Source organism: Sorangium sp. So ce128 (genome assembly GCF_051525245.1).
GTDB classification, from domain to species: domain Bacteria; phylum Myxococcota_A; class Polyangia; order Polyangiales; family Polyangiaceae; genus Sorangium; species Sorangium cellulosum_B.
This window is the reverse complement of the sequence record NZ_CP150313.1, coordinates 9,059,985-9,084,805: the sequence shown is the minus strand read 5'-3', so window position 1 is coordinate 9,084,805 and position 24,821 is coordinate 9,059,985. Positions and strand designations below refer to the sequence as shown.

At 71.9% G+C, this 24,821-nt stretch carries 21 protein-coding genes; 4 read left to right on the top strand and 17 right to left on the bottom strand.

Annotated features, from left to right (window positions below; all coding sequences use genetic code 11):
- Nucleotides 1-45 precede the first annotated feature (45 nt).
- Nucleotides 46-945 (top strand): Uma2 family endonuclease, encoded by a 900-nt coding sequence (locus WME82_RS34615; protein ID WP_438038784.1) that lies wholly within the window; start codon nucleotides 46-48, stop codon nucleotides 943-945.
- Nucleotides 946-968: 23 nt separating this feature from the next.
- Here WME82_RS34615 and WME82_RS34610 read toward each other — a convergent pair whose 3' ends face one another.
- The 4 genes from WME82_RS34610 to WME82_RS34595 all read right to left on the bottom strand — a co-directional run bounded on the left by WME82_RS34610 (nucleotide 969) and on the right by WME82_RS34595 (nucleotide 5,433).
- A complete protein-coding gene (locus WME82_RS34610) occupies nucleotides 969-2,177 on the bottom strand; it encodes a vWA domain-containing protein (RefSeq protein ID WP_438038783.1) in 1,209 nt (402 codons plus the stop codon).
- Between the two features lie 2 nt (nucleotides 2,178-2,179).
- Complete coding sequence (locus WME82_RS34605; RefSeq protein WP_437740764.1) at nucleotides 2,180-3,019, bottom strand: AAA family ATPase; 840 nt, start codon at nucleotides 3,017-3,019, stop codon at nucleotides 2,180-2,182.
- A 46-nt stretch (nucleotides 3,020-3,065) separates the two neighbouring features.
- On the bottom strand, nucleotides 3,066-4,205 hold the full coding sequence (gene clsB, locus WME82_RS34600; RefSeq protein ID WP_438038782.1) for a cardiolipin synthase ClsB: 1,140 nt from the start codon (nucleotides 4,203-4,205) through the stop codon (nucleotides 3,066-3,068).
- Between the two features lie 364 nt (nucleotides 4,206-4,569).
- Nucleotides 4,570-5,433, bottom strand: a complete 864-nt coding sequence (locus WME82_RS34595; RefSeq protein ID WP_438038781.1) for a helix-turn-helix domain-containing protein — start codon at nucleotides 5,431-5,433, stop codon at nucleotides 4,570-4,572.
- Between the two features lie 685 nt (nucleotides 5,434-6,118).
- On the opposite strand from WME82_RS34595, the gene WME82_RS34590 reads away from it, so the two are divergent.
- A complete protein-coding gene (locus tag WME82_RS34590) occupies nucleotides 6,119-6,682 on the top strand; it encodes an ExbD/TolR family protein (protein ID WP_438038780.1) in 564 nt (187 codons plus the stop codon).
- Between the two features lie 30 nt (nucleotides 6,683-6,712).
- On the opposite strand, the gene WME82_RS34585 is transcribed toward WME82_RS34590, so the two are convergent.
- The 10 genes from WME82_RS34585 to WME82_RS34540 form a co-directional block, all read right to left on the bottom strand.
- Nucleotides 6,713-7,294, bottom strand: a complete 582-nt coding sequence (locus tag WME82_RS34585) for a hypothetical protein (protein ID WP_437740760.1) — start codon at nucleotides 7,292-7,294, stop codon at nucleotides 6,713-6,715.
- Between the two features lie 29 nt (nucleotides 7,295-7,323).
- Complete coding sequence (locus WME82_RS34580) at nucleotides 7,324-8,160, bottom strand: hypothetical protein (RefSeq protein WP_438038779.1); 837 nt, start codon at nucleotides 8,158-8,160, stop codon at nucleotides 7,324-7,326.
- Nucleotides 8,157-10,100, bottom strand: a complete 1,944-nt coding sequence (locus tag WME82_RS34575) for a BatD family protein (protein WP_438038778.1) — start codon at nucleotides 10,098-10,100, stop codon at nucleotides 8,157-8,159. Before WME82_RS34575 ends, WME82_RS34580 begins: the two co-directional genes overlap by 4 nt.
- Nucleotides 10,097-11,191, bottom strand: coding sequence for a tetratricopeptide repeat protein (locus WME82_RS34570; RefSeq protein WP_438038777.1), 1,095 nt, complete (start codon nucleotides 11,189-11,191; stop codon nucleotides 10,097-10,099). The genes WME82_RS34575 and WME82_RS34570 overlap by 4 nt, the downstream gene beginning before the upstream one ends.
- On the bottom strand, nucleotides 11,178-12,332 hold the full coding sequence (locus WME82_RS34565; protein WP_437543936.1) for a vWA domain-containing protein: 1,155 nt from the start codon (nucleotides 12,330-12,332) through the stop codon (nucleotides 11,178-11,180). The genes WME82_RS34570 and WME82_RS34565 overlap by 14 nt, the downstream gene beginning before the upstream one ends.
- Nucleotides 12,329-13,474 (bottom strand): VWA domain-containing protein, encoded by a 1,146-nt coding sequence (locus WME82_RS34560; RefSeq protein ID WP_437852007.1) that lies wholly within the window; start codon nucleotides 13,472-13,474, stop codon nucleotides 12,329-12,331. The genes WME82_RS34565 and WME82_RS34560 overlap by 4 nt, the downstream gene beginning before the upstream one ends.
- On the bottom strand, nucleotides 13,471-14,706 hold the full coding sequence (locus tag WME82_RS34555; protein WP_438038776.1) for a hypothetical protein: 1,236 nt from the start codon (nucleotides 14,704-14,706) through the stop codon (nucleotides 13,471-13,473). The genes WME82_RS34560 and WME82_RS34555 overlap by 4 nt, the downstream gene beginning before the upstream one ends.
- A complete protein-coding gene (locus WME82_RS34550; RefSeq protein ID WP_437852004.1) occupies nucleotides 14,703-15,611 on the bottom strand; it encodes a DUF58 domain-containing protein in 909 nt (302 codons plus the stop codon). The genes WME82_RS34555 and WME82_RS34550 overlap by 4 nt, the downstream gene beginning before the upstream one ends.
- The gene (locus tag WME82_RS34545; RefSeq protein ID WP_437740752.1) at nucleotides 15,608-16,594 is read right to left on the bottom strand and encodes an AAA family ATPase; all 987 of its coding nucleotides are present in this window, start codon (nucleotides 16,592-16,594) and stop codon (nucleotides 15,608-15,610) included. The genes WME82_RS34550 and WME82_RS34545 overlap by 4 nt, the downstream gene beginning before the upstream one ends.
- A gap of 91 nt (nucleotides 16,595-16,685) precedes the next feature.
- Nucleotides 16,686-18,032: a serine/threonine-protein kinase gene (locus WME82_RS34540; protein WP_437740751.1), complete on the bottom strand. Its 1,347-nt coding sequence runs from the start codon at nucleotides 18,030-18,032 to the stop codon at nucleotides 16,686-16,688.
- Between the two features lie 223 nt (nucleotides 18,033-18,255).
- On the opposite strand from WME82_RS34540, the gene WME82_RS34535 reads away from it, so the two are divergent.
- Both WME82_RS34535 and WME82_RS34530 read left to right on the top strand, forming a co-directional pair.
- Nucleotides 18,256-19,368 carry a hypothetical protein gene (locus tag WME82_RS34535; protein ID WP_438038775.1) on the top strand — a complete coding sequence of 371 codons (1,113 nt, stop codon included), beginning with the start codon at nucleotides 18,256-18,258 and terminating at the stop codon, nucleotides 19,366-19,368.
- Nucleotides 19,365-21,059: a hypothetical protein gene (locus WME82_RS34530; RefSeq protein WP_438038774.1), complete on the top strand. Its 1,695-nt coding sequence runs from the start codon at nucleotides 19,365-19,367 to the stop codon at nucleotides 21,057-21,059. The genes WME82_RS34535 and WME82_RS34530 overlap by 4 nt, the downstream gene beginning before the upstream one ends.
- 18 nt (nucleotides 21,060-21,077) lie before the next feature.
- Here WME82_RS34530 and WME82_RS34525 read toward each other — a convergent pair whose 3' ends face one another.
- Genes WME82_RS34525 through WME82_RS34515 form a run of 3 tightly spaced genes read right to left on the bottom strand, consistent with a single transcriptional unit; the run spans nucleotide 21,078 to nucleotide 24,474 of the window.
- Nucleotides 21,078-22,643, bottom strand: a complete 1,566-nt coding sequence (locus tag WME82_RS34525; RefSeq protein WP_438038773.1) for a dipeptidyl-peptidase 3 family protein — start codon at nucleotides 22,641-22,643, stop codon at nucleotides 21,078-21,080.
- 35 nt (nucleotides 22,644-22,678) lie between these two features.
- Nucleotides 22,679-23,614 carry an SDR family oxidoreductase gene (locus WME82_RS34520; RefSeq protein ID WP_438038772.1) on the bottom strand — a complete coding sequence of 312 codons (936 nt, stop codon included), beginning with the start codon at nucleotides 23,612-23,614 and terminating at the stop codon, nucleotides 22,679-22,681.
- Entirely contained in the window at nucleotides 23,611-24,474 is an 864-nt protein-coding gene (locus WME82_RS34515; RefSeq protein WP_437912392.1) for a lysophospholipid acyltransferase family protein, read from the bottom strand. The genes WME82_RS34520 and WME82_RS34515 overlap by 4 nt, the downstream gene beginning before the upstream one ends.
- Nucleotides 24,475-24,821: the final 347 nt, after the last annotated feature.

Here is a 24,821-nt window from a genome sequence, read left to right as displayed (position 1 = left end):
TGGCGAGCTCCTCGGGGCGCGTCCCCGGCGTGCTATCGTCCTCTCATGCAGGTGAAGCGCCGGACGGCGGAGCGCGGCCCTTTTCGCGCGGAGCACCTCCGCGCGGGGGATCCGTACGAGCTGTCGAATGGCCACCCCGTCTACTGCGCCCCCACGGGGGGGCGTGCCTCGGGGCCGAACCACCTGGGCAGCTCGGTCGTGGGGTGGGACCCGGCGGTCAAGGAGGTGGGCGTGGATACGGGGTACTCCCCGGATCCGGGCACCCTCCGGGCGCCGGACGTCGCGGTGGGGAACGTGCCCGACAGGCCGGGCTGGGTGAAGGGCGTGCCGGAGCTCGCGATCGAGTACGCCGACGTGGGACAGGACGAGGAGGCGCTCAAGGAGAAGATCGCCGACCTGCTCGCGGCTGGTACGAAGCTCCTGTGGGTGGTGCGCCTCACCGGTCCACGGCGGGTCGAGGTGCACGAGCCGCGCCGGAAGGTGCGCGTCGCGCTCCCCGGGGAGCTGCTGAGCGCGCCGGGCATCCTGAAGAACGCGGTCCGGGTCGAGGCGCTCTACGACCGAAGCGAGGCGGAGAAGAGCACGCTGACCAACCTCCTCCAGCGGCGCGGATACGAGGATCTCGACGCCGTGCTCGATGCAGGGCGCGAGGAAGGCCGCGAGCAGGGGCGCGAGGAAGGCCGCGAGCAGGGGCGCGAGGAAGGCCGCGAAGAGGGGCGCGAGGAAGGCCGCGAAGAGGGGCGCGAAGCGGGACGTGAGGAGGGGATCCTCGAGGGCAAGCGCGACGCGCTGAGGCGTGTCCTCGCTCGGCGAGGATTGCGGCTCACGAAGGCGGCCGCGGCGAAGATCTCGTCGTGCAGGAGCGAGCGCGAGCTCGACCGCTGGCTCGACCGCGCCCTCGTCGCGTCGGCCACGGCGGAGGTGTTCCGCCGCGCGGGCCGTTGACCCGGGCCGGCGCGCCGCACGGATCAGGCGCGGCCGCGGCCGCGGCCGCGGACGAGCTCGGCGATGGCCTCTCCCAGGCCCTCCAGCGTGAGCGCGAACATCGGGAAGATGCTCTTGACCGCGTCGACGGTCGGGTGGGGGTAGGGGCCAATCCCGTCCGGGTTCAGCCACACGGCGCGGTCGAAATGGTCGCGCAGCATCGTCAGCCAGGCGACGCCGGGCAGCCGCGCGTCGGGATCGAACGAGGAGCCCGCGCCGCCGCCGGAGCCGGACGAGCCGAGCAGCTCGTAGGGCGCCATCGAGGCGTCTCCGACCATCACGAGCTTGTGGTGCTTGCCGCACTCGCGGAGGAGCTCGCGCACCGGGACGGGGTCGAGGAGCCCCTCGGTCCTGAAGACCCTCTCGTAGACGCAGTTGTGGAAGTAGTAGCTCCTCAGCTCCTTCCAGTGCGTCGCGCGCTTCGCCGCGCTGAAGAGCTGCGACACGAGCGCGGCGCTGGGATCCATCGAGCCGCCCACGTCCATCATCAGGATCACGCGCGTGTTCGGCCGGCGCGGGGGCCTCGTGACGATCTCGATCTCGCCCGCGTTCCTGGCCGTCGCGTCGATCGTCGCCTCGATGTCGAGCTCGCGATCGCCGCCCTCGCGCGCGAAGGCGCGCAGCTTGCGCAGCGCCACCTCGATCTGGCGCACGTCGAGCGTGACATCGCTGCGGTAGGGGCGGTAGCGGCGGGCGTCGGCGTTCTGCACGGCGCCGCTGCGCCCGCCCGCGGGGCCGCCGACCTGGATGCCGCTCGGATGGAAGCCGCCGCGGCCGAACGGTGAGGTGCCGCCGGTCCCGATCCACCGGTTCCCCCCGTCGTGGCGCTCGCGCTGCTCGCGGAGGCGCTCCTCGAACCGCCGGAGCACCTCCTCCAGATCGAGCTCCTCGATCATCGCCCTCTCCTCGTCGGAGAGGGCGCGCATCTTGATGGGATCCCGGAGCCACGAGAGGAGCTCCTCCGTCACCGCCTTGGCCTCCACGTGCACACCGCGGAAGTGCTGGGCGAACGCGAGATCGAAGTCGTCGAGGTGCGCCTCCGAGTGGACGAGCATCGCCCGCGCGACATGGTAGAAGCCTTCGAGCGAGCTCTCGTGGAGGCCCGCAGCGAGCGCGCGCGCGAGGCCGACGGCCTCCTGGGCGCCGACCGGGACCTTGCGGGCGCGGAGCTCGTAGAGGAACGCGACGAACATCGCTACGACCGGAACCGCCTGCCGCCCGCCAGCTGATCGGCCAGCGCGACCAGGTCCTGCTCCTTCTTGAGCAGCGCGCCGAGGAACGGCAGCGCCTTGTCGAGCTTCACCTCGCCCACGCCCGCCCTCCGCAGGACGGCGATCCAGTCGATGAGCTCGCTCGTCGAGGGGCGCTTCCGGATCCGGGTGTTCTTCCGGATCTCGTAGAAGACCTGCATCGCCTGGTCGGCGAGCGTCCGATCGAGATCGGGGTGGTGGACGCGGATGATCTCCCGCATGAGCTCGGGCTCCGGGAAATCGATGAAGTGGAAGACGCAGCGGCGCAGGAACGCGTCCGGCAGCTCTTTCTCGTTGTTGCTGGTGATGATGACGACGGGCCGCTCCCGCGCGGCGATCTCGTCGCCGGTCTCGGCGATGCGGAAGCGCATCCGATCGAGCTCGTGGAGGAGATCGTTCGGGAACTCGAGGTCCGCCTTGTCGACCTCGTCGATGAGGAGCACGACGCGCGCCGAGGCGTTGAACGCCTTACCGAGCGGGCCGAGCTTGATGTACCGGCGGATGTCGCGGACGTCGCCGTCGCCGAAGCGCGCGTCGTAGAGCCGCTGCACGGTGTCGTAGACGTAGAGCCCGTCCTGGGCCCGCGTGGTGCTCTTGACGTGCCAGGTGATGAGCTCGGCCGACAGGCTCCGCGCGATGGCCTCGGCGAGCAGCGTCTTGCCGGTGCCGGGCTCTCCCTTGACGAGCAGCGGCCGCTCCAGGACCAGCGCGCAGTTGACGGCGGCCTCGAGCGCCTCGCTCGTGAGGTAGCGTTCGGTGCCGCGGAAGCGGCGGAAGTCGGACATGCCGGAACGGTAGCATCCCCCGCTGAGCGCGGCGGACCGCGCGGGATCAGAGCCAGTCGCGCGCGAGGTAGGCCGTCCACGAGGCGGCCCGCTCCCAGAGGGGGCGCTGGGCCCAGCCCGCGGCGGTGATCTCGCGGCAGTGGGCGAGGTCGTCGGCGAACATCCGCTCCATCGCGCCCGCGAACCCGCGGTGCGAGACGACGGCGTTCGCCTCGAGGTTCATGCGGAGCGACTGGCTGTCGAGGTTGGTGGAGCCGACGGTGGACCAGAGGCCGTCGATGACCGCGGTCTTGGCGTGAAGGACGCGGCCGCGCCACTCGAACATGCGGGCGCCGGCGTCGAGGAGGTGGCCGTAGATCGCGCGCGACGCGAGCAGGACCGCGGGCACGTCGGTGGTGCCGGCGACCATGATCCTGACGTCGACGCCGCGGCGGGCCGCGGCGGAGAGCGCGTGGATGATCCGGAGCGGCGGCAGGAAGTAAGCGTTGGTGATGAAGATCCTGCGCCGGGCGCGCTCGATGGCGTGCCGGTAGGCGTCGCGGATGCCGTGGCGGTGCCTGCGGCGGGGGAGGTCGTTGCTGATGATCTGGACGGCGGGGTCGGGCCTGCGCTCGGCGTAGCCGTAGCGCTCGTCGTCGATGGGGGCGCCGCCTGTGCGCTGCCACGTGCGCAGGAAGAAATACTGGAGCTCGGCGGCGGCGGGGCCCTCGATGCGGAGATGGGTATCCCGCCAGTCGGCGCCGCCATCCTCCGGAGCCGCGTAGTCGTCGGAGAGGTTGAGGCCGCCCGTGAAGGCGATCGCTCCGTCGACGATGAGCGCCTTGCGGTGGTCGCGGCGGGCGACCTTCCCGAGCGGGGCGGAGAGGTCGAGGGGGCGGAAGGCGTGGGGCCGGACGCCCGCGCGGCGGAGCCCGTCGAGGAAGGACGACGAGACGGAGGAGCCCCAGGCGTCGAAGAGGACGTTCACCTCGACGCCGGCCGCCGCGCGCTCCATGAGCGCCTCGGCGAAGCGCTGGCCGGTCCGATCGACGCGGAGGATGTACGTCTCGAGGCAGATCGTGCGCCGGGCGCGGGTGATGGCCTCGAGCATGGCCGGGTAGGTCTGCGCGCCGTCCTTGAGGAGCGCGAGGCGGTGCGCGCCGACGGTCATCTCGGCGAACGCGGGCGCGGGAGGGGGCTGGGACATGCGGCGGGGGCCAGGCTGCCCGGGACGAGGCGGCGCGATGATAGCGCGGACGGGCGCGTGACGCCCCGGCGTGATGCTTGGCCGGCGTCGGTCAGCGGTCGATTCCGCCGGCCCCGCCTCTGGCCCGCCATCGCGCCCGCCGGGGCCAGGGGCGACGCTGCGCCGCACCGAACATTCATGTTCTGGGGCAGAAGCGGTGTGCGGAGCTACCCGCGTGTCTCGGGGGCTGAGACGTGGCGCTCCTGTTCTTTGAATCGCCGCGGCGCCGGAGGGAGAACCGGAGGGAGAAGAGGAGCGCCGGAAGGCGTTATTGTCCTCTCGGCGTCCTTGGCGCCTCGGTGATCCGGGCTGTCGAGCGCCCCGATCAGCCCGTCTTTTCGATGTACGTCATCACCAGGTACAGGATGACCTGCCGATCGGTCGGGTTCCTGTACTGATGGGGTACGTCGGCGTCGAACATGATCGCGTCGCCGGTCGCGAGCACATGGCGCTCGGCGCCGACGACCATCTCCAGCGTCCCGGCGGTCACCACGAGGTTCTCCACGGTGCCCGGCGGGTGAGGATCCGCGTGTTCGGTGGCGAGGGGCGCGAGCGTGATCTCGTAGAATTCGACGGTCCTCGGCACGTCGAACGGGAACAGCGCGCGGGACGTGAACGAGCCGTCATGCGACGTCAACACCTTGGCGCGCGCGGCCAGGATGAGCGATGTGCCGCCGAGCGACTGGTCGCTGATCAGCGCCGAGAAGGGCACGCCGAGCGCCCGCGCGATCTTCCAGAGCACGTTGATCGTCGGCGTGCTCTGGCCGAGCTCGATCTGGCTGAGCATCGCCCGGCTCACGCCAGACGCCTTCGCCAGCCGCTCGAGGGAGAGCCCACGCTTGGTCCGGAGGCGACGCAGGTTGGCCCCGACGATGCCGGTGAGCGCCGAGGAGGCGTCCTGCGGGGCCATCTCGTAGGCCCAGGCGTCTCCAGACGCCTCGTCCACGTCCCGCTGCGGCGCTTCTCCGTTGGTTCCGTTGGTGCGGCTGGAGTACGAGCTCGCGGGGCCAGCGAAGCTCTCCGGCCTGCGGTGCGAGCGCGGTCCAGCAGGCGAAGAGGGGCGCCCCGTCGATGCGGCGGACGCTTGCACGCCGTTCTGATAGCCCTCCACGGGCAACGACGCGCCGAGCCCATCGCCGCAGACCAGCCCGGGCGAGCTCCGTGGCGTGTTCTGACGGACGGATTTCATCGCACCTGCCAGACGGGCATCCACGTCCAGATCGGGAACCACCAGAGGGCGACCGGCATGGTCAAAGAGCTCCCCGATGACATCGGCCTGTCGCTCTCGGGAACATGCTTGTTCCGAGCCGCCCGCCGCTGCTGCCGGTATTCCTCGAGGTCGATCACTTGAGCACTCTGGGGGCGCATCCGTTTCACCTCCAACCCGTACGCACATCATCCGTTATAACGGATTGCCTGTCAAGAGACAGCTCGGCCATGACGCACGAGGGGCGGCACGCTGCGTTGACCCGAGGGCGGCACGACGCCCTGTCGTCCGTGGCGCAAGGCCGCCGCATCTTCGCCTATGCCGAAGAAATCGAGCTTCTCGTCTGCCCTTTCCATGTTCAGGGCGTCCGATGATGAGGCTGCTTGGTAACGACGCGTTGCGTCTTTCTGAGCTGGGCGGATCGAAGCGCCTCCGAAATAGTGGACGATGCGGAGCGTGGGCCGCCCGAGGGATCGCTCGTCGCGCTCTTCCCTCATCGGGATCGCCGGCGCGGCCCACGCGCGCGAGTGGTTCACCCGTGGCGGGGGAGCGGACGTTGGTGCTTTCCAGGAACATCCGGCGCGCGCCGCGCTCTGTCCTCCTATCGCAGCGCGGCCGCGGAGCTGGCGAGTGCGCGGCGACAACACGAGCACACAAGGAGGCAGCCATGGCAGGCGTCGACGTGGGAGGTGGCGAGAGGCGGGCGCGAAACAGCGAGATCAACATGATTCCGTTCATCGATCTGCTGATGGTGACCATCGCCTTCCTGCTGATCACGGCGGTGTGGGTCACGAACTCGCAGCTCAAGACCAGCGCGGAGGTGCCTGCCGCCGCGGGGTGCGGGGAGGAGTGCCAGAAGGAGCCTCTCAGGACGATGCACGTCCATGTCGGCGAGGACCGGTTCAACCTCGTGTGGAAGCAGGGCGCGACCGTCCTGAGCGAGGTGAGCGTCCCCAAACGTCCTGTCGAGATCGGCGGGGCGGGAGCCACCGCGATCCGTTACAGAGAGCTCGGCGAGGCCATCCGGCGCGAGTGGGAGCGGAGCGGCGAGCACCGCGCCCCGAGCGACCGCCGCGCCGACCAGGCCGTGCTCCACAGCGACAACAAGACGCCGTTCCGTGAGCTCGTCGCCGTGCTCGACGCGATCAATGGCCCGCGCCGAACCGTCCTCCTCGAGGATGGTCGCAGCGCCGAGATGCCAGCTTTCCTGGCCACCTTCTCGGCACGTTAAGAGCGGTGGTTGCGAGACGGGGGAGACGCGTTACGCGGTGAACTCGGTCGTCAGCGCTACCCAGTTCGAGGGCGGGCGGACGGCGTAGCTCAGCGCCAGGATCTCGATCAGCACCACCCGGTAGATCGCGTGGACGTCGTCGACGTCGACCTCGTGCGCGTTCGCCTCGAGCGCCGCGTCGAGGTGCTCCTGCACGAAGGCGAGGACGTCGGGCTGCTCCATCGCGATGACGTCGTCCGAGTCGACCGCCTCGGCAGGATCGTGGAGGCGGATCTGCTCGTCCAGGTTCAGCGACTCCTCGACGCCCGTGAGCGCCGTCTCGGTGACCTCGTCGAGGTCCTGACCGAACAGCTCGTCGAAGGCGAGCCAGATCGCCAGCGTCAGGAAATAGCCGAGGGCGAGCGCCGTCTCGTCGAGCGGGCCGGACAGCACCGAGGAGATCCGGTCCGCGAGCGCAGGCTGCGTCTGCTCGAAGCGCGTGAACGCGTCGTCGAGCTGCTTGCGCGAGTCGTCGTCATCCTCGGCGAGCTGATCCTCGATCTCGGACAGGACGCGCGCCGGCACCTGAGCGTACGAGGGGACGGGGCGAATGGCTGCGCGGCGTACCCACACGCGGACAACCTAGCACACGATGGCGCGGCTCATGGAGCGAGCAACCGGATGCTCGACGCCGGAACCCAGCCCTCGGTGGCGCCCCAGCGGACCTCCGCGAGCCCGCCCGATCTCCTGCCGACCTCGACCGACGCACCCTCGGGGATCGCGCTCTGCTCCGCGCGGGGCAGCGCGCGCCCGTCCTCGTCGAGGAGCCGGACCTCGGGGACTACCACGACGCCAGCCCGGGTCGTGAGGCGGAGGTGCCGCGCCGCATAGGTGAGCGGCACCAGCGCGAGCAGCGCGACGAGCGCCGTCGGCGCAAGGACGCTGCCCGCGACGTGCGCAGGACCGGCAGGGCGGCGCCGCAGGACCACGCCCAGGGCGAGGAGCAGCGACGCGAGGAGCGCGGCCGCCGCCCAGGTGCGCTCCGAGGCGAGGCCGACGATGACCCGGCCGAGCGTCGGGCGCACGTCGACCGCATCCGTGGCGCGGCGCGAGCGCCGGCGGGTGAGCTCGGCGCGCACGAGATCCAGCGCGCGATCGGCGTCGGCGTCGCCCGGGCGGAGCCGCAGCGCCTCCTCGAACGCGGCCGCCGCCCGGCCGAGGTCTCCCGGGCGATCCGCGCCCTCGCGGACGCGCGTGACGTAGGCGAGCCCGCGGTTGTAGCTGGCGTCCGGGTGCACGAAGCCGCGGTCGGCGAGCAGCTCGAACGTGTCGATCGCCGCGCCGTACTCGCCGCGGCCGAGCGCGGCCGTGCCCTCCTGGAACAGCACCTCCGGGGGCTCCGCCGGCTGCGCGCGCGCCTCGCTCGACGGCAGCGCCGACGCGAGGCTTCCGGCGAGGAGGAGCGCGCCGGCGAGGAGGCGCCTGCGGCGGCCGTTCACGCGGGCTTCCATCGCGCGAGCTCGGTCACGACGGCGCGGCTCTGCTCGACGAGCGCCGCGGCGGCGCCGCCGCCGCCCTCCTGCGCGGTCGGCTCGAACCGGATCGCCTCGCACGCGGCCAGCGCCTCGCAAGCGCGCGACGAGAGCGGCCCGGGGACGCCGCGCCGGTCGAGCTCGCCCGGGAGCTCCGCGAGCAAGACGCCCCGCGAGCGGAGGCCCGTCGCGGACTCGATCGCCCGGTGCACCGCGCGCTCGATCGCCGCGGCCGTCGCCCCGAGATCCCCCTGCGCGGCCGCCTCCTCCGCTTCGCGCTGGGCGATGGCCGCGAGCCGGGCGGGCGAGGTCGCGCCCGCCGCGCGGCGAGCGCGCGCCCGGCGCAGGAGCCGATCGCCCGCGCCGAACAGCGTCACGACGAGCGGCGGCGCGGCCAGGAGCAGCCAGAACGGCGCGCCGTCGAGGGGCAGCGTCGCGGGCGGGGCGTGCGGGCCGAGCGACGTGCGGAGCCCCGGCATGCCGGCGAACGGCTCGCCCCGGCCAGCGCCGTCGCCCTCGGCGCGAGGCGCCCTGGACGGCGGCCCGGACGACGCCGGAGGGGCCACCGGGCTGACCTGGACGACGCCGAGCTCGGCGCGCTCGACCACGTAGCGCTTCTGCGCCGGATCCCAGTAGGGGAGCTCGACCTTCCCGAGATCGACCGCGCCGCTCTCCTGGATCCGGACGACGTAGCCGAACGATCGGGTGCCGCCGAGCGCGCCGCCGCGCGGCTCGATCGCGTCGCGCTTCTCCGGGTCGAGCCACTCGAGCCCGGTCCGCTCCGGCACCCGGAGCGACTGGGGGAAGTTGCCGGTGCCCGCGATCTGCACGGTCACGGCCACCGAGCCGCCTTGCTCGATCTGGCGCGGCTGCACCGTCGCCTTGAGCGTGAACTGACCGACGTCGCCGACGACATAGCCGGACGGGCGGCCGGCGAGGGGCGGCTCCGTGACCTTCACGACGACGTCGTTCGATTCGCGCAGCACGCGCGCGCCGATCCGGCGCCCGGTGATGCGCGTCTGCATGCTGCCCGTGTGCAGCTCGCCCGTCTTCAGCGGGAACAGCGCCAGCTTGTCGACGAGGCGGGCCGCGTAGCGGTGCCCGCCGACCCGCGTGTACACGGGGCGCTCGTTGCGGGGGTCCTCGAGGAGCGGGTGGCGAAGGAAGTCCGCGGCGGGCGCTGCGCGGGGCTCGGTCATCTCGGCGTTCTCGCGGAAGTACAGGTAGAACGAGACCGTGACCTGCTCGCCGACCACCGCGGCCGTCTTGTCGGGGATGGCGCGAAGGAACACCACCGGGTCCGGCTCGCGCGGCATCGCCAGCTCTGTCGCCTCGGGCTCGGGCTCGTCCTGGGTCGCCTCGTCGTCGAAGAGGCCGCCCGAGCCGCCGAACGGCCACGGAAAGCCATGCAGCGGGCCGCCGGGCAACAGGAACGGGTTGCTCGGCCGGCGAGGCCGCCCGCTCGCCGGCGCGACCTTGATCATGATCGGAGCCGCCGGCAGGCGCCTGCCGTTCCACGAGATCGTCGGCCCCGGGATGGTGTAGCGGCCGGGCTTGTTCGCGACGATCTGCCACGTCGCGCTGATGCCCAGCTGCGTGATCATGACGCCGCCCCCGAGCTGGGTCTTCATCTGCGTCCCGATGCTCGGGCCGGAGACGATGGAGAGGTCGGGCGGGACACGCAGCTCCGGATCGGAGGGCATGCCGGCGCCGCGCTCGACGAGCGCCTTCACCTCGACCGTGAACGGCTCGCCGACCTCGACGTCGGTGGAGCTCGCGCGCGCCGAGAGCTCCGGCTGCTGCTGGGCGCGCGCGCGGAGCGGGGCGATCAACGCGAGCAACGCCACGAGCAGCGCGGTCGCGAGCGGCGCGAGGCGCGGGGGGGCGAGCGCGAGCGGGCGCGTCACTTGTCCTCCATGCCGCGGCCGCGCCGCATACCGGCCTTGTTCTTCGCTTCCTGCTCCTGGTACGTCGGCGCCTCCTCGAGCTGGTCGAGGATGCGATCGTCCTGCCGACCGGTCTGCGGCGGCTCCTGGGGCTGCTCGCGCGGTGGCTCGGGTTGCTCGGGTGAGCCGGCGTCGGGCGTCTGGTCCTGCGGGCCAGCGTCAGGGCTCTGATCCTGGTCACCGCCGTCGTTGCCCGCGTCCTGGTCGCCGCCGTCGTCGCCCGCGTCCTGGTCGCCGCCGTCGTCGCCCGCGTCCTGGTCGCCGCCGTCGTCGCCCGCGTCGGGCTCGGCGTCGGGCTCGGCGTCCGGCGGCGCGTCGGGCTCGGCGTCCGGCGGCGCATCGGGCTCGGCGTCCGGCGGCGCGGCGTCCTTCTGGTCCTCGATGCGCCGCAGCGCGATCGCCCGGTTCCAGGCCGCGTCCCGGCCCACGCCGTCGCCGCCGGCCTCCTCGAGCACCCCGGGGATGATGGCCAGCGCCTGGTCGTAATACGTCACGGCGTCCTCGTACTTGCGCCGCAAGAACTCGAGGTTGCCCGAGAGGTAACGGGCCCGCGCGCGCAGGTCGGCCGGCACGCTCGGATCGGCCCCGATCGACTTCAGGAGGACCAGCGCGCAGTCGATCTCGATCCCGCGCAGCGCGTCGCGCTGCTCCTGCTCCGGCCCGCCGTCCGCGAGCTCCTCGTCGCCGAACCGATGACCGTAGCGCTCGGCCAGATGGAACAGCGTCAGCCCGAGATCGAACGAGCCGTTCGGCTTCTGGCGCACGGAGTCCGGCAGCCCGATGCCTGCGTCGCTGCACGGCCCCGTCCCCAGGTAGCTCTCGAGGGCCTGCTCGGCAGACTCGAGGTTGCCCGCGTCGAGATCGCGGATTGCCTGGTCGACCGCCGGCGCGTTCCGCTCGAACGGGGACGTCGGATCCCACCCGCTGCACCCGGTCGCCGCCGAGAACGCGGCCCCGGTGAGGCACGCGGCGGCGAGCCCGATCGCGATCCAGCGCCCGCGGCGCGCGAAGAACCCGGCGAGATCCACGCGCTTGCGATCACGACGCGGCATGCGGCCCTCCCGCGTTGCCCCCGGAAGCCTGCCCCGCTCCCGCCGCGAGGTCCGCGCCGAGCGGGCGCCCCTTCAGCAACGCGGCGCGCTTCGGCGCGGCCTCGGGGCGCGTCGCCACGAAGCGACGGCGCGGAGCGTCCTTGAGGAACACCTCGGCGATGAGGAGCAGGATCGCGAGGCCGAGCGGGTAGAAGTAGACGTCCGCGTAGACCGTCTCGACCCGCTCCGAGAGCTCGCTCTTCATCTGCCGCCTGAGCTCCGCGGCGATCGTCTCGATGCCCGTGGTCCCCTTCTCCGCGCGGATGATCTGCCCGCCCGGCGTCGCCTGCGCGATCGACGCGAGCTGCTGCTCGCCCGACAGCGACAGCTCCGTAGTGAGCGGCTTGCCCTGGCGATCCGTCCGCCACCCGACGATGCGGCCGTCCTGGCCGATCTCCGGGATCGGCTCCGGCGTGCGCCCGCCGATCTGAACGACGTGGATCGTCGTGCCCTGGGCGCCGATCGCCTGGGCGACGCTCAGCGGGTAGCCCTCGAGGTCCTCGCCGTCTGTGACGAGCAGGATGATCCGCTTGTGCTCGGCGGACTTCGGGTCGCGCTTCAGGAGCTCGTTCGCCTGGTCGAGCGCGCGCGCGATCGCCGTGCCGCCGATCGGCATGTCGTTCGGGTCGAGCTGGCGGAAGAACTGCGCGATCGCCGCGCCGTCGGCGGTCAGCGGGAAGCCCATCGGCTCGCCGGCGAACGCGACCGCTCCGAAGCGCGCGCCCTCGAGATCCTTGATCAGGCGGGCGACCTCGACCTTCGCCCGGAAGATGCGGGACGGCTCGACGTCGCGCGCGTACATGCTCTTCGAGTAGTCGAGCACGACCACCACGTCGACGTTGGTCGCCGGCACGAGCCGCGTGCCTTTGCCGTACTGGGGGCGCGCCGCGGCCACGAACGCGAGCGCCGTCGCGAGCACGAGCAGCACGCCCTTCCAGGCGCGGCGCTTCGCCGGATCGGCGGTGGTGAGCGCCTTCACGCGATCCTCGTCGCCGAAGCGCTTGATGGCGCGCGCCACGCCGAAGCCGCCCAGGATGAGCAGGAGGCCGATCAGCGCGGCGAACGCCGTCCCGAGCAGGAACCAGGGGGCCGCAAAGTTCACGGGAACCTCCGGAGCAGCCAGGCGCGCAGGAGCGCGTCGAGCCCGATCAGGAACACCCCGGGCAGGAGCAGGAACGGGAAGAGATCCTCGTACGCGGCGCTCGACGCCTCGAAGCGGGTCTTCTCCAGCCGGTCGAGCACGTCGTGCATGCTGTCCGCGAGCGCCTTCGCGTCGGTCGCCACGTACGACGCGCCGCCGGTCTTCTGCGCGATCTCCTGGAGCAGCGCGGGGTTCACCGGGAAGCGGTGGCGCACGTAGCGCGGCTGCCCGAAGAGATCGATGCCGTCCTCGACCTCGACCTCGTCGTCGGTGCCGATCTGGATCGTGTAGACCTTCGCGCCGAGCGAGGTCGCGAGGTGGGTCGCGTACTCGGGGGAGATGGCCCCGGCGTTGGAGTCGCCGTCGGTCAGGAGGATGACGACCTTCGACTGCGCGTCGCTCCTGCGCAGGCGGGCGACCGCGGTGCCGAGCGCGTCGCCGATCGCCGTCGCGCTGCCGTCGATCACGTTGAGCGTCATCTGCGAGACCATCTGCGTCAGCAGGTGGTAGTCGAGCGTCGGCGGCGACAGCACGTAGGCGGCCTTGCCGAAGACGACGACGCCGAGGCGATCGGTCCTCCTGCGGCTGATGAAGTCCTGGAGGACGAGCTTGGCCGTGTCGAGCCGGGTCAGCCGCTTGCCGCGCGGCAGCTTCGGCTGGCCGGGTAGATCGCTCGCCCGCGCATCGAGGATCGCGCGCATCGAGCCCGACAGGTCGAGCGCCACGACGATGTCGATGCCCTTGTCGTCCGAGCGCTGCTCGCGGAGCACGCTGACCGGCCGCCCCATCGCGAGGACGAGCAGCGCGAGCGCCACGGCGCGCAGCACGCCCGGCAGGTCGCGCAGGTGGCTGCGCAGGCCGCGCGGCCCGCGCGCGAGCGGCGCGACCGTGCCGAGCCGGAGCCGCGGCCTGCGCGCGTCCTCCGCGAAGATGCCCCAGTACCAGACGACGGGCACCGCGATGAGCGCGAGCAAGAACCACGGGTTCTGCCAGCTCGCGGAGGACCAGGCGTCGCGGCGCGCGAGGTAGGGGTACACGCAGGCGAGCGCGGCGACGACGAGCGTCGCGATGAGGGCAAGCGATGCGCGCTTCGTGCGGCTCAAGGCGCCTCCTCTGGCGCCCGGGACGGGCGAGCGGGCGGCTGCTGCCCGCCGGCGGGCGAGCTCCGGGGGCCGGCGCCGTCGCCGGGACGCACCGCCGGCGGGGTCGTGCGGTGCACGATGTTCTCGCCGTCGTCGAGCGCCGTGAGGCAGTCGGCCTCGCTCGGCTGGAGGCGCGCGAACTTCACGAGGTCGCAGTCGGCGAGGAACCGCGCGATCTGCGGCAGCACCGGCACGGGCGGGCGCACCCGCGCGAGCAGGTCCCGCATCTCGTCGCTCGTCGTCTCGAGGCCGTCGAAGCCGTACCGCGCGCCGAGGTACTTGCGCACGCAGTCGCTCACGCGGTCGAAGTACTCACCGGTCCGCCCCTCGCCGAGCAGGTCGGAGCGCCGGAGCGCCTCGAGCTCCTCGAGCGCGGCGATCCACGGCAGCTTGGGCGGCGGCGCGGCCACCACGCGGGGCCGGCGCAGCCAGCGCCGGACCAGCCACGCCACGAGCAGCCCGAGCGCCGCGCCGATGAGGATGCCGGCCGTGAGCTGCTTCGCGAGCACCCACTCCTCCCGCTGCGGCCGCGGCGGCGGGTTCGGCTTGACCTTGGGATCCCGCTCGTTGGCGATCGGGTCCTCGATCACGATCTCGTGCGGCCGGGTGCAGACGGTGACGAGCTCCCCGCTCGCGCGGGACACGGCGATCGGCACCGGCGGCAGCAGGAGGGCGCTCCTCCCGGGCTCCTTGGGCAGCGGGACGAACGGGATGACGAGCCTGGTCGTGGCGCCGTCGTCGGTCGCCGTCGTCGTGCTGGTCGGCCCCGCGCCCGCGTCGGCCTCCGGCAGGACGAACCCCGCCTTCTGGATCGCGCGCGCGGCGTCGCTGTCGCCCTGGACCTTGAAGCCCTCCGGCAGCACCGCCTCGCCCTTGCCGTGCGTGACCGTGATCTCGAGGTGGGCCGCGTACCCGCTGAACCCGTTCTTCGGGAACGTCTCCTCGATCCGGGGGCGCGTCGCGCCGGGCGGCACGTGCTCCGCGCACGAGGCCCACACGCTCTCGCCGCGCTCCGTGGCTGCCGGGGCCGGAGGCGGCGGCGGCGGGGTGTCGTCAGCGGCGGGCCCTCCGGCGCCGCCGGCGTCCGGCTGCGATCGTGCCGGCGACGCGCACGCGAGCGCCGCCGCCAGCGCGGCCCACGCGAGCGGGCTCGCGCCGCGCGCGGCGTGGACCGCGGAGCGACGCGTCCTCATCGCCTGAGCCTCCGCGCCCGCTTGGCGAACAGGTCGCGCAGCGGGCTCACGAAGCTCTCGCCGGTCTTCACCACCACGGCGTCGAGCGCGAGCTTCTTGAACAGCTTGTCGCGGTCGCTCCGGAGCTTGCGCATCGCGGTGCGGTAGTGGTCGCGCACCGCCCGGTCGCCGGTGTCCACCACGACCTCTTCCCCGGTCTCCAGGTCCTCGAACGTCGCGAGCCCGACGTCGGGCAGCTCCTCGTCGCGCGGGTCGACCAGCATCACCGGGATCACGTCGTGCTTGGCGCTCGCGAGCGAGAGCGAGCGCTCGAAGCCGGAGGCGAAGAAATCGCTGATCACGAAGGCCACGCTCCTCCGCTTGGCGACCTTCACGAGCGTCTCGAGCGCGAGCTTCAGGTTCGTCCCCGTGTACTTCGGCTCGTGCCCGAGGATCTCCCGGATGACGCGCATCACGTGCTTGTCCCCCTTCTTCGGCGGGACGAGCTTCTCGATGGCCTCGGTCGCGAGCACGAGGCCCACGCGATCGTTGTTCTTGATGGCGCTGAAGGAGCAGAGCGCGGCGATCTCGGCGGCGACGCGCGCCTTCGACGCGCGCCGCGTGCCGAACTGCTCGCTCTGCGAGGCGTCGACGACCAGCATGACGGTCATCTCCCGCTCCTCGACGAACACCTTCACGAACGGCTCGCTCATGCGGGCCGAGACGTTCCAGTCGATCCAGCGCACGTCGTCGCCGGGCAGGTAGGCGCGCACCTCGCGGAACGAGAGCCCTTGCCCCTTGAAGACGGACGAGTACGTCCCGGAGAGCTGCTCGTTGGCGAGCCGTCGCGTCCGGATCTCGATGCGCCGGAGCTGCTTCAGGAGCTCCGGCGGCAGCGGGTTCTTCGAGCCGGAGGCCTTGATCACGGCACCTCGACCACCTCGAACACGCGCCGGACGATCTGCTCGGACGTGACCTCCTCGGCCTCCGCCTCGTAGGTCAGGACGACCCGGTGCCGGAGCACGTCGGGGCCGATCGCCTTCACGTCCTCCGGCGTGACGTAGCCCCGGTGGCGCAGGAAGGCGTGCGCGCGCGCCGCCAGCGCCAGCGCGATCGAGGCGCGCGGGCTCGCCCCGTACTCGATGAGGCTGCTCAGCTCCCGCATCCCCTTCTGCCCGGGCTCGCGCGTCGCGAAGACCACGTCCACGATGTAGTCCTTCACGCGATCGTCCATGTACACGTCGCGCACGACCTTGCGCGCGGACACGAGCTCCTCGGGGGTCGTCACCTTCGCGGCCTTGCCCTCGATCACGGCCGTCGTGCGGTCGATGATCTGCCGCTCCTCGGCCCGCGCGGGGTACCCGACCTTGACCATGAGCATGAACCTGTCGACCTGCGCCTCCGGGAGGCGGTAGGTCCCCTCCTGCTCGATCGGGTTCTGGGTCGCCATGACCACGAACGGGCTCGGCAGCGGGTAGGTCGTGTCGCCGATCGTGACCTGCCGCTCCTGCATCGCCTCGAGGAGCGCGCTCTGCACCTTGGCCGGGGCGCGGTTGATCTCGTCGGCGAGCACGAGGTTCGCGAAGATCGGGCCCAGCTTCGAGGTGAAGTCGCCCTTCTGGTGGTTGTAGATGACGGTGCCGATGAGGTCGGCGGGCAGCAGATCCGGCGTGAACTGGATCCGCGAGAACTTCGCGTGGATGGCGTCGCAGAGCGTCCGCACCGTGAGCGTCTTGGCGAGGCCCGGGACGCCCTCGAGGAGGACGTGTCCCCCGGTGAGCAGCCCGATGAGGATGCGCTCGATCATGTACGTCTGGCCGACGATGACCTTGCCGACCTCGTTCAGCAGGGTGTCGATGAAGGCGCTCTCTTTGGCGACCAGCTCGTTCAGGGCGCGTACGTCGTGCATAACGGGTGGGAGCTCATAGCAAGCCCGGCCGCCCGAGGACAACCGGCGCCGATCGAATATTCCTCGGCGCGAGGCGGGGCCGCGGCGCGCGCTAGAAGCCGGGCTCGCGGAATTTGGCGCGCCCGGTCTCGGCAGGCGATCGGGAGCGAGGCGGGCTCGCGCTCGCGGCGGGGGTGGAGGACGGCGGCGCCGCGGGCGCGGTGGACGGGGCCGGTTCTGACACGCGCGCGGGCTCCGGGGCGCGCGGCTCGGCGGTGGCGACCCCCGGGCGCGGCTCCACCGTGACGGCCGGCGCCGCGGGCACCGCCACGGGCGGCGCGCCGGGGCCCTCCCCGAGGCCGATCCACAGGAGCGTCGCCGCCCCGAGCAGCGCGCCCGAGGCGACGAGCGCCGCCGCGGTCGCGATCGTCCGTGCGCGGCGGCGCGGGTCCAGGCGCGAGGGGGTGCGCCCCCGCGCCCGGCCCTCCGCGGCGCGCAAGGCGTCCTTGATCAGCGCCGTGCGACGCGAGGTGCGCGCGGCGAGCGCGTTGCGGATGTACCCCGTGACCTCGCCAGGGCGGCTGCCGAGGGCGGCGTCCACTGCCTCGAGCGCGTCCGCGAGCTCGGCCATCGTCGCGAAGCGCTCGGCCGGATCCTTGGCGAGCGCGCGCATCACCGCCGCCTCGAGCGCGGGGGGGTACCCGGGGACGAGGGGGCCCGGCGGATCGACCGGCTCGGGCCGCGCGATGCGCGCCATCGTCGCGAGGTCGTGGCTGGCGGCGAACGGGTGCGTGCCCGTCGTCAGCTGATAGAGCACGATCCCGAGCGCGAAGACGTCGGACCGCCGGTCCAGCTGCTCGCTATAGACCTGCTCGGGCGCCATGAAGAGGATCTTGCCCTTCATGTGCCCGGTGTTGGTCGTCGGGTTGTCCACCTGCGCCATGGCCTTGGCCACGCCGAAATCCGCGATTTTGACCGAGCCGTCCCGCGTGATCAGGATGTTGTGCGGCGAGACGTCCCGGTGAACGAGCCCGATCAGCGCGCCGCCGTCGTCCCGTAGCTCGTGGGCCGCATGCAGCCCCCGCGCCGCCTCGATCGCGATCCTCACCGCGACGGGCAGGGGGAGCGGGCTGCCCTGCTTGCGGGTGCTGCCGCCGAGCAGCGCCACGAGCGCGTCGCCGTCGATCCACTCCATCACGAAGTAGAGCACCCCGCTCTGCTCACCTTGATCCAGGATCGCGCACACATTGGGGTGCTTGATCCGGGAGGCGATGCGCGACTCCGTGAGGAACATGCGCTTGCAGCGCGGATCGCTGGAGAGCGCCGGCAGCATCGTCTTGACTGCCACGATCTTGTCGCCCGCCGCCCCGCCGCGCTCTCGGGCCGCCCACACCGTCCCCATTCCGCCCTGCGCGATGGCGATCAGCAGCTCATAGCGGCCGAGAAGCTGGCCTGGCACAAGATCGACGGGCGCTATCACAGCTCGTACCTGCGACTCCTGTGTCGTCGTGAGTCCGACCATGCTGAAGCTCTCACCGACAGTGGGAGAGCGTTCCAGGCGGGTCGTGCAAGAGCGTTCCAGGATCGGACGCTAATCTCAAACAATTTTCCAGTTGTCGAGGATCGGTCGGCGTGAGTACGGTTAGACTGCCTCTATCGCTTGGTGATGGAAGGAGGCGTGGGTGAAGCATCGGATCACCATCGGCGGAGTGGTATTCTTCGCCCTGGTCGGCGTCGGTCCGGCTGCGTTCGCCGAGCCTTCCCCGGAGGGCGCCAGCCGCGCGCCGCCGGCCGCGGTCGCGAGCGACACTGCGGCTCTCGCTGCGGCCCACAAGCCGAGCGCCGCGGAGCTCGCGTCCGCGCGGCACCTCTTCGCGCTCGGCCTCGCCGCGGAGGACGGCGGCCGGTGGGCAGAGGCGCTGGAGACGTACGAACGCATCAGCAAGATCGTCGTGTCCCCACCTCTCTGGTATCACCTCGGCGTCTGTCACGAGGCGCTCGGCCACGTCGTCGAGGCGCTCAACGCATTTGAGCTCGCTGCGTCCGGCGCGACCGCGCGGAACGAGATCGCGCTCGCCAGGGAGTCGCGGGCACGACTAGAGAAGCTTCGCGTGAAGACGTCGCAGATCGTCCTGCAGCTGCCCGAGGACGCGACCGGCGTGCGCGTCGAGATCGATGGTGAGCCGATCCACGCCGCGCTCGTCGGCGCGGCCATCCTCGTGAGCCCCGGGGCGCGGCGGGTCGTGGTGGCGGCCGAGAACTATGCGGCGCGGTTCGAGGCGACGGTGCAGGCCGAGACGGGCGCGGTCGTCGAGCTGCGGGCCGAGCTCGGCCGCAAGCGCTCGCTCGCGGTCCTGCGGTCGAGCGCGCCCGCGCGCCAGGCGCTGCCCAGCGCGCCCGCGCCCGGCCCGCGCATCTCGCCGGTGGTCGTCGTGGGGACGGCGGCCGCGCTCGCCGCCGGCGCCGTGGTCACGGGCGCCATGGCGTACGACGTGCGGCACAGCTTCCTGAAGAAGAACGAGAACCCTGCCCCGGGCTCGCTGGGCGAGCGGCAGGCGCTGCACGATCGCGGGCAAGCGCTCGCCGTCACGAGCACGGTGCTCACCGGGGCCGCCGTCATCGCGGGCGGCTTCGCCGCCTACCTCTTCTGGCCCTCGTCCTCCTCGCCCGCGGCTCCTCCGGACGCCGCCGGGCGGCGGCTTGCGCCCGCGGCGCCGCGCGCCCCCCGCCCGACGGCGCTCTCGCCATGGGTCGGCGCGGACGGCGCCGGGGTCGCCGTGCGGGGAGTGCTGTGAGCGGCGCACCTCGCCCCGGAGCGGGCGTCGTCGCCGTGCTCGCCCTCGCCTGCGCCGGCCTCGGCGCGTGCGCCTTCATCGCGCCGTTCCCCGACGTCGCGGCGGATCCCGTGCCGGTGGGCGCGGGGGGAGGCGGCGGCGGCGGCGACGGGGCGGGCGGTGGCTGCGAGGTTCAGGAGATCTGCGTTCCCCTCACCGAGGCGGCCTGCTACGCGGGGCCGCAGGGCACGCAGGGCGTCGGCCTCTGCGTCGCCGGCGTCGCCGCGTGCAATGACGACGGGACGGACGTCGGCGCCTGCGTCGGCCAGGTGCTGCCCGCGTTCGAGAGCTGCGCCACGCCCGAGGACGAGAACTGCGACGGGCGAGCGTGCACGGGCGACCCCGTGCACAGCGTCGCGCTCGGCGGGGCCGGCGCTCAGCAGGGCCTGGGCATCGCCGCCTCCGCCGACGCCGTCGTGGTGGTCGGCTCGGCGTCGGGCAGCACCGATCTCGGCGCGGGTCCGTCGGACGAGCTGGGCGCGCTCGGCGAGCCGGACGCTTTCCTCGTCTCGTTCTCCCGCGACGCCTCCACGCGCGAGGGTCGGTTCCGGTTCGGCCGCCGCTTCGCGGACAGCGTCGCCCGGGCGGTCGCGCTCGCGCCGGGGGGCGACGTGGTGCTCGCGGGCAGCGCGGCCGGCGACATCGATTTCGGCGGCGGCGTGCTCGAGGGCGCCGGCCGCCGCGCCGACGTCGTCGTGGCGCGGTTCGACGCGACCGGGGCGCACCAGTTCAGCCGGCGGTTCGGCGACGACGCCACGCAACACGCGGCGGCGATCGCCGTGGACCAGGCGGGGAACGCCTTCATCACCGGCGAGTTCTCGGGCACGCTCGACTTCGGCGAGGGCCGCCGGGGCGAGCGGTTCACCCTGGAGAGCCACGGCAGGAGCGATGCGTTCCTGGTCAAGCTCGACGCCGCCGGCCACGTCGACTGGGCCAAGCGGTTCGGCGGCCAGGGAGATCAGGCCGGTACCGGCGTCGCCGTCGACGGCGACGGCGACATCGTCGTCGTCGGCTGGTTCAGCGGGGAGGTCGATTTCGGGGGCGAGAGGCCGCTCACCACCGACGCCAAGACCAACCTGTTCGTCGCGAAGCTCGACCCCTCGGGCGATCACGTCTGGAGCAAGGCGGCCGACGCGACCAACGCGGCCGAGGCGCTCGGCGTGGCCGTCGATGGAGCGGGCAACATCCTCGTGACCGGCTCGTTCCGGGGAGCGATCTACCTCGGCGAGTCGCTGCTCACGAGCAATGGAGACAAGGACGTCTTCCTCATCCGTCTGGACGACAACGGCGTCCTGCAGTGGTGCGAGGACTTCGGCGACGACGCCGACCAGGAGGGCGCCTCCGTCGCGGTCGATCTCGCGGGCAACATCCTCCTCACCGGCTCCTTCCTGGGGAACCTGGACGTCGGAACGGAGGCGCACTCGGCCACGGGCGCCGCAGACGTGTTCGTGGCGAAGCTCGACCCTGCCAGCAACCCGATCTGGTTGCGCTCGTTCGGCGACTCGGGCGAGCAGCGCGGCGCCGCCGTCGCCGTCGATCTGCTCGGCGATGGCTGGGTGACCGGCCGCTTCGACGGCGTCCTCGATCGCGGCGCAGCCACGGCCGTGAGCCAGGGCGCCGGCGACGCGTTCCTCGTGCAGATCGGGCCGTGAGCGCCGCTCGCCGGCGGCTCACTCGCCGGCGAGCGGGTAGATCGGCCGGATGTCGATCGGGATCCCCTCGAGGCCGCCGAGCGCGTGCTGCATCGGCTCCGAGACCTCTCCGTATCTGGCGAGGAGCTCGCCGGCGGCCTGCCTGTCGCCGCGGTGCTGCACCATGCAGAGATCGCGGACGAGGCGGGTGATGGCGGCCTCGAGCTCCTCGGCGTCGACGGTGAAGCGCCGTGTCGCCGGGTCGAAGCGGGCGGCGCGCTCCTCGAGGAACCGGTTGATCTGGAGCGCGGCCCCCTTGCCGTGCGCCTCGGCCACGCCGAATCGGGTGCTCCTGAAGAGCCCTGCGAAATAGGAGATGAGGAGCTTTTCCCTGAAATCGGCCGCGAAGTGGCCTCGCTGGATCATGAAGAGGACGTTGTAAGCGCCCATCACATCGGCCTTGGCCTCCTCGAGGGCGGAGTACGTCGGGCCGAGCGCGATCCGCACCTCGACCCGCTCCCCGCTCACGGTCGTGAACGCAGGGCCGAGGCTGTGCGAGAGCTCGTGGAAGAGCGTCTCGTTGAAGAACGCGTCGGAGGACAGGTGATCGAGCTGCGCCGGGTCGAGGATGCGCTCGGCGATAGGGCGCATGATCAGCTCGAACTTCGTCTCGATGACGTTGCGGAGCAGGACCTTCTTGGCCCCCTTCTCGGCGCGCACGCGCTCGTCGTTCGGCAGGTTGAACGCGATCGTCTGGACCGATTTGCGGGCGTCGCCGGCGCTGAACACGAGGTCGACGACCTGGATGGGGCTCTCCCCGCCGCGCGCGGTCTTCACGTCCTCGGGGACAGGCAGGTTGCGCTCCATCTCCGGGAGGAGCTCCTTGTACTTCGAGAGCTTCCGGGAAGCGTCGGGGTCGCTCACCGTGACGAACGACTCGAACGAGGCCTTGAGGCCGAGGAGCTCGTCCTCGTAGGTCTCGTAAGGGCCGATGGTCACCTCGACGCGGCTGTCGAGGTCCATCCAGTCCTTGTCGGATGCATAGTAGTCGTCGGAGCGGAACGCAGCGGCCCGCGACCTCAGGAACCGCCTTAGGCTCTCGCTCGCGGTGAGCGCCGCGGCCTCCTCGAGGAGCGCGCCGGCGGGGCCGAGCCACGCCGCGTAGGCCTGGCTGTACGGCACGGCGACGAGCCGGCCCTGGTCCCGGCGGATGAGCGTGAACAGGTTGTTGAAGGCCTCCTTGTCGCCCGGGTGCTGCTCGACCCACGCGTTGAGCTCGTCGGCCGAGAGATCCTCCGGGTAGAAGCCAGCGCCAGGAGGATGGGGCCTGTCGATGGCGAAGGGGCGGTGGTGATCCTGCCTGTCCCAAGGGCCGCGCATGATGTCGAAGTAGGCGAGCCTGTCCCGCCCCTCCGGGGTGCCGTCCGCGACGAGCTTCTCGCGGAGCTCCGGGTTCCCGGCGTAGGCCTGCCGATCGAACACGGGATCGAGCTGCCGCGAAGCCTCGATGAGCTTGCCGAGCGCTCTCCTCTCCGGCTCGGGCAGATCGTCGATGTCCGCGGTGAGCCTGGCCGGCGCGAACTGCTTGACCTTCTCGGACAACATCGGACCTCCTTATCTCATGATACCTTATCCCGGGCTCAGGGGCGGCTCGCTGGGACCGGGTGGGCGTCGCGGTACTCGCGGATGGCCTGGGCTTCGTCGATGGCGTGCTTGAACCCGGTCGCGGCGCGGAACGCGGCCCCGTCCACGACGACGGGGTACTTGATGTGGGTCAGCGCCGCGCGAGGAAGCTTCGGCAGGCCGAAGCGGCCGAACGCGTTGCGCAGCACGAACTCGGGGAGGGGCACCGCCACCCGGCCCGCCGCCCGGATGATGAGCGACAGGGGCACAGGCTGCGGGCCAGAGACGTTGTAGACGCCGCGGATGCGCTTCTCGAGGGCGAGGCAGATGGCGGTCACGACGTCCTGCTCGTGCATGAACTGGAACAGCGGGTCGAACCCGAGCACGTACGGGACGCGGGGGCCGCGGAGGAAGCTCGCCAGCGTGCCGTGGCCTGTCGGGCCGAGCGTGTAGCACATGCGGAGAACGGTCGTGCAGAGCTCGGGAGCGCGCCAGAGCGCCGTGCAGGCGTAGAGATCGGCCGCGACGAGGTCGGCGAGCTCGGGGAAGGTGGACACCGCCATCGGAGGATCCTCCTCCGTGTGGTAGAGCGGCGACTCGGGGCCGGCGCCGTAGTAGGTGTGTCGGCCGACGAAGATCACGTGTTCGACCCCGCAGGCGCGGCTGTTGTCGAAGACGACGCGCGTGCCGCCGAGGTTGATCCGATACCGCTCCTCCGTCTGCTCCACGAGGTGCGTCACGGTCGCCATGTGGATGACGGCCTGGGGCCGGGTCTTGCGGAACACGTCCTCCGCGGCGCGCTTCTGCAGATCCACGTTGTGCATCTCGATGCCGACCGGGGCGGTCGGCCACGGCCGCCGGTCGATGCCGATCACCTCGTGCCCCTCCTCGAGGAGGCGCGTCGCGACCATGCGGCCCAGCTGGCCGGTGATCCCTGGGATGAGGACCCTCATGCGTGCTCCTTCGATGAGGCGGGCCTGGGCGACGTGGCGCCGCGAAAGTCCACCGAAAGCTTCCCGCGGCGCCGCTTTCGCCCGGCCTCGATGAGCTCTGCGATCCTCGCCTTCACCTGCTCGACGTGGCCAAGGATCACCTCGTCTTCTTCGGCGCCGGTCCCGGCGAACGTCATCGGCTCGCCGTACGTGATCTCCAGCTGGACCGGCAGCGGCGCCGGGATGAGGTACGGGGTGATCGGGATGTACGGCACGCCGAACAGCCGGCCGATCGTGTACGAGTTGGCGATGGTCGGCACCGCCTCGCCGCCGCCGACGAAGCCGAAGGGGATGACGGGCGTCCTCGTCTTCATCGCGAGCCGGACGAACCCCGATCCGAAGTGCACGAGCGAGTTGCGCTCGCTGTAGAGCTTGGCGGTGCCGCGCGCCCCCTCGGGGAACACCATGAGCAGCCGCTCGTCCTCGAGGAGGCGGCTCGCGTGCTCGGGGAGGCCGGTGAACTGCCCCGTGCGGCTCGACCAGAGCGAGGTGAAGGGGAGGCGATTGATGAACTTCTCCGCCATCCCCTCGGCCAGACGCGGAGGATCCATCGCGAAGAACATCGACGCGACCACCATCGCCCCGTCGATGGCGACTCCCCCGCAGTGATTGCCGACGAGCATCGCCCGCCCGCGCGCGGGGACGTTCTCCAGGCCCGTCACGCCCACCGAGAAGTAATGATGATAGAAGAAGTCCAGGAGGGAGAAGAAGAGACCCAGGTGCTTCTGGGAGATGCCGTAAGGATCGACCCCGAAGCTGTTGAAAGGGATCTCCAGCCGCTGGACGCGCTGGGCAATCGAGTCGCTGACGAGCAGTGTCAAGGGTCACCCTCCGGGAGGCTTCGGCGCCCGGAGGGTATGCGCGATCGGGCGAGGAGCACAACCTCCGCCAACCGCCGCAAGAGGCAGCCGGCGCGGCGGAGCCATGGACCACGCGCCGAGCGCCGGGCGCTCTCGTCGAGGATCGCTCCTCGAAACATAACGCGCCGCGGCGATGGCTTCGCGGCCGGTCGTCACCGGCCCGGCCGCGCGCTCGTCGCTGGCTCGTCGCTGGATCGAGGCGCCGCGCGTCGTGTGCGTGGTGCGTGTGGTCATTGAGCAGCCGTGCTGCCCGCGGTATGGGGTCGGCCATGTCGATCCGTTGCCGCGCTTCCGCGCTCTCCGGCCGT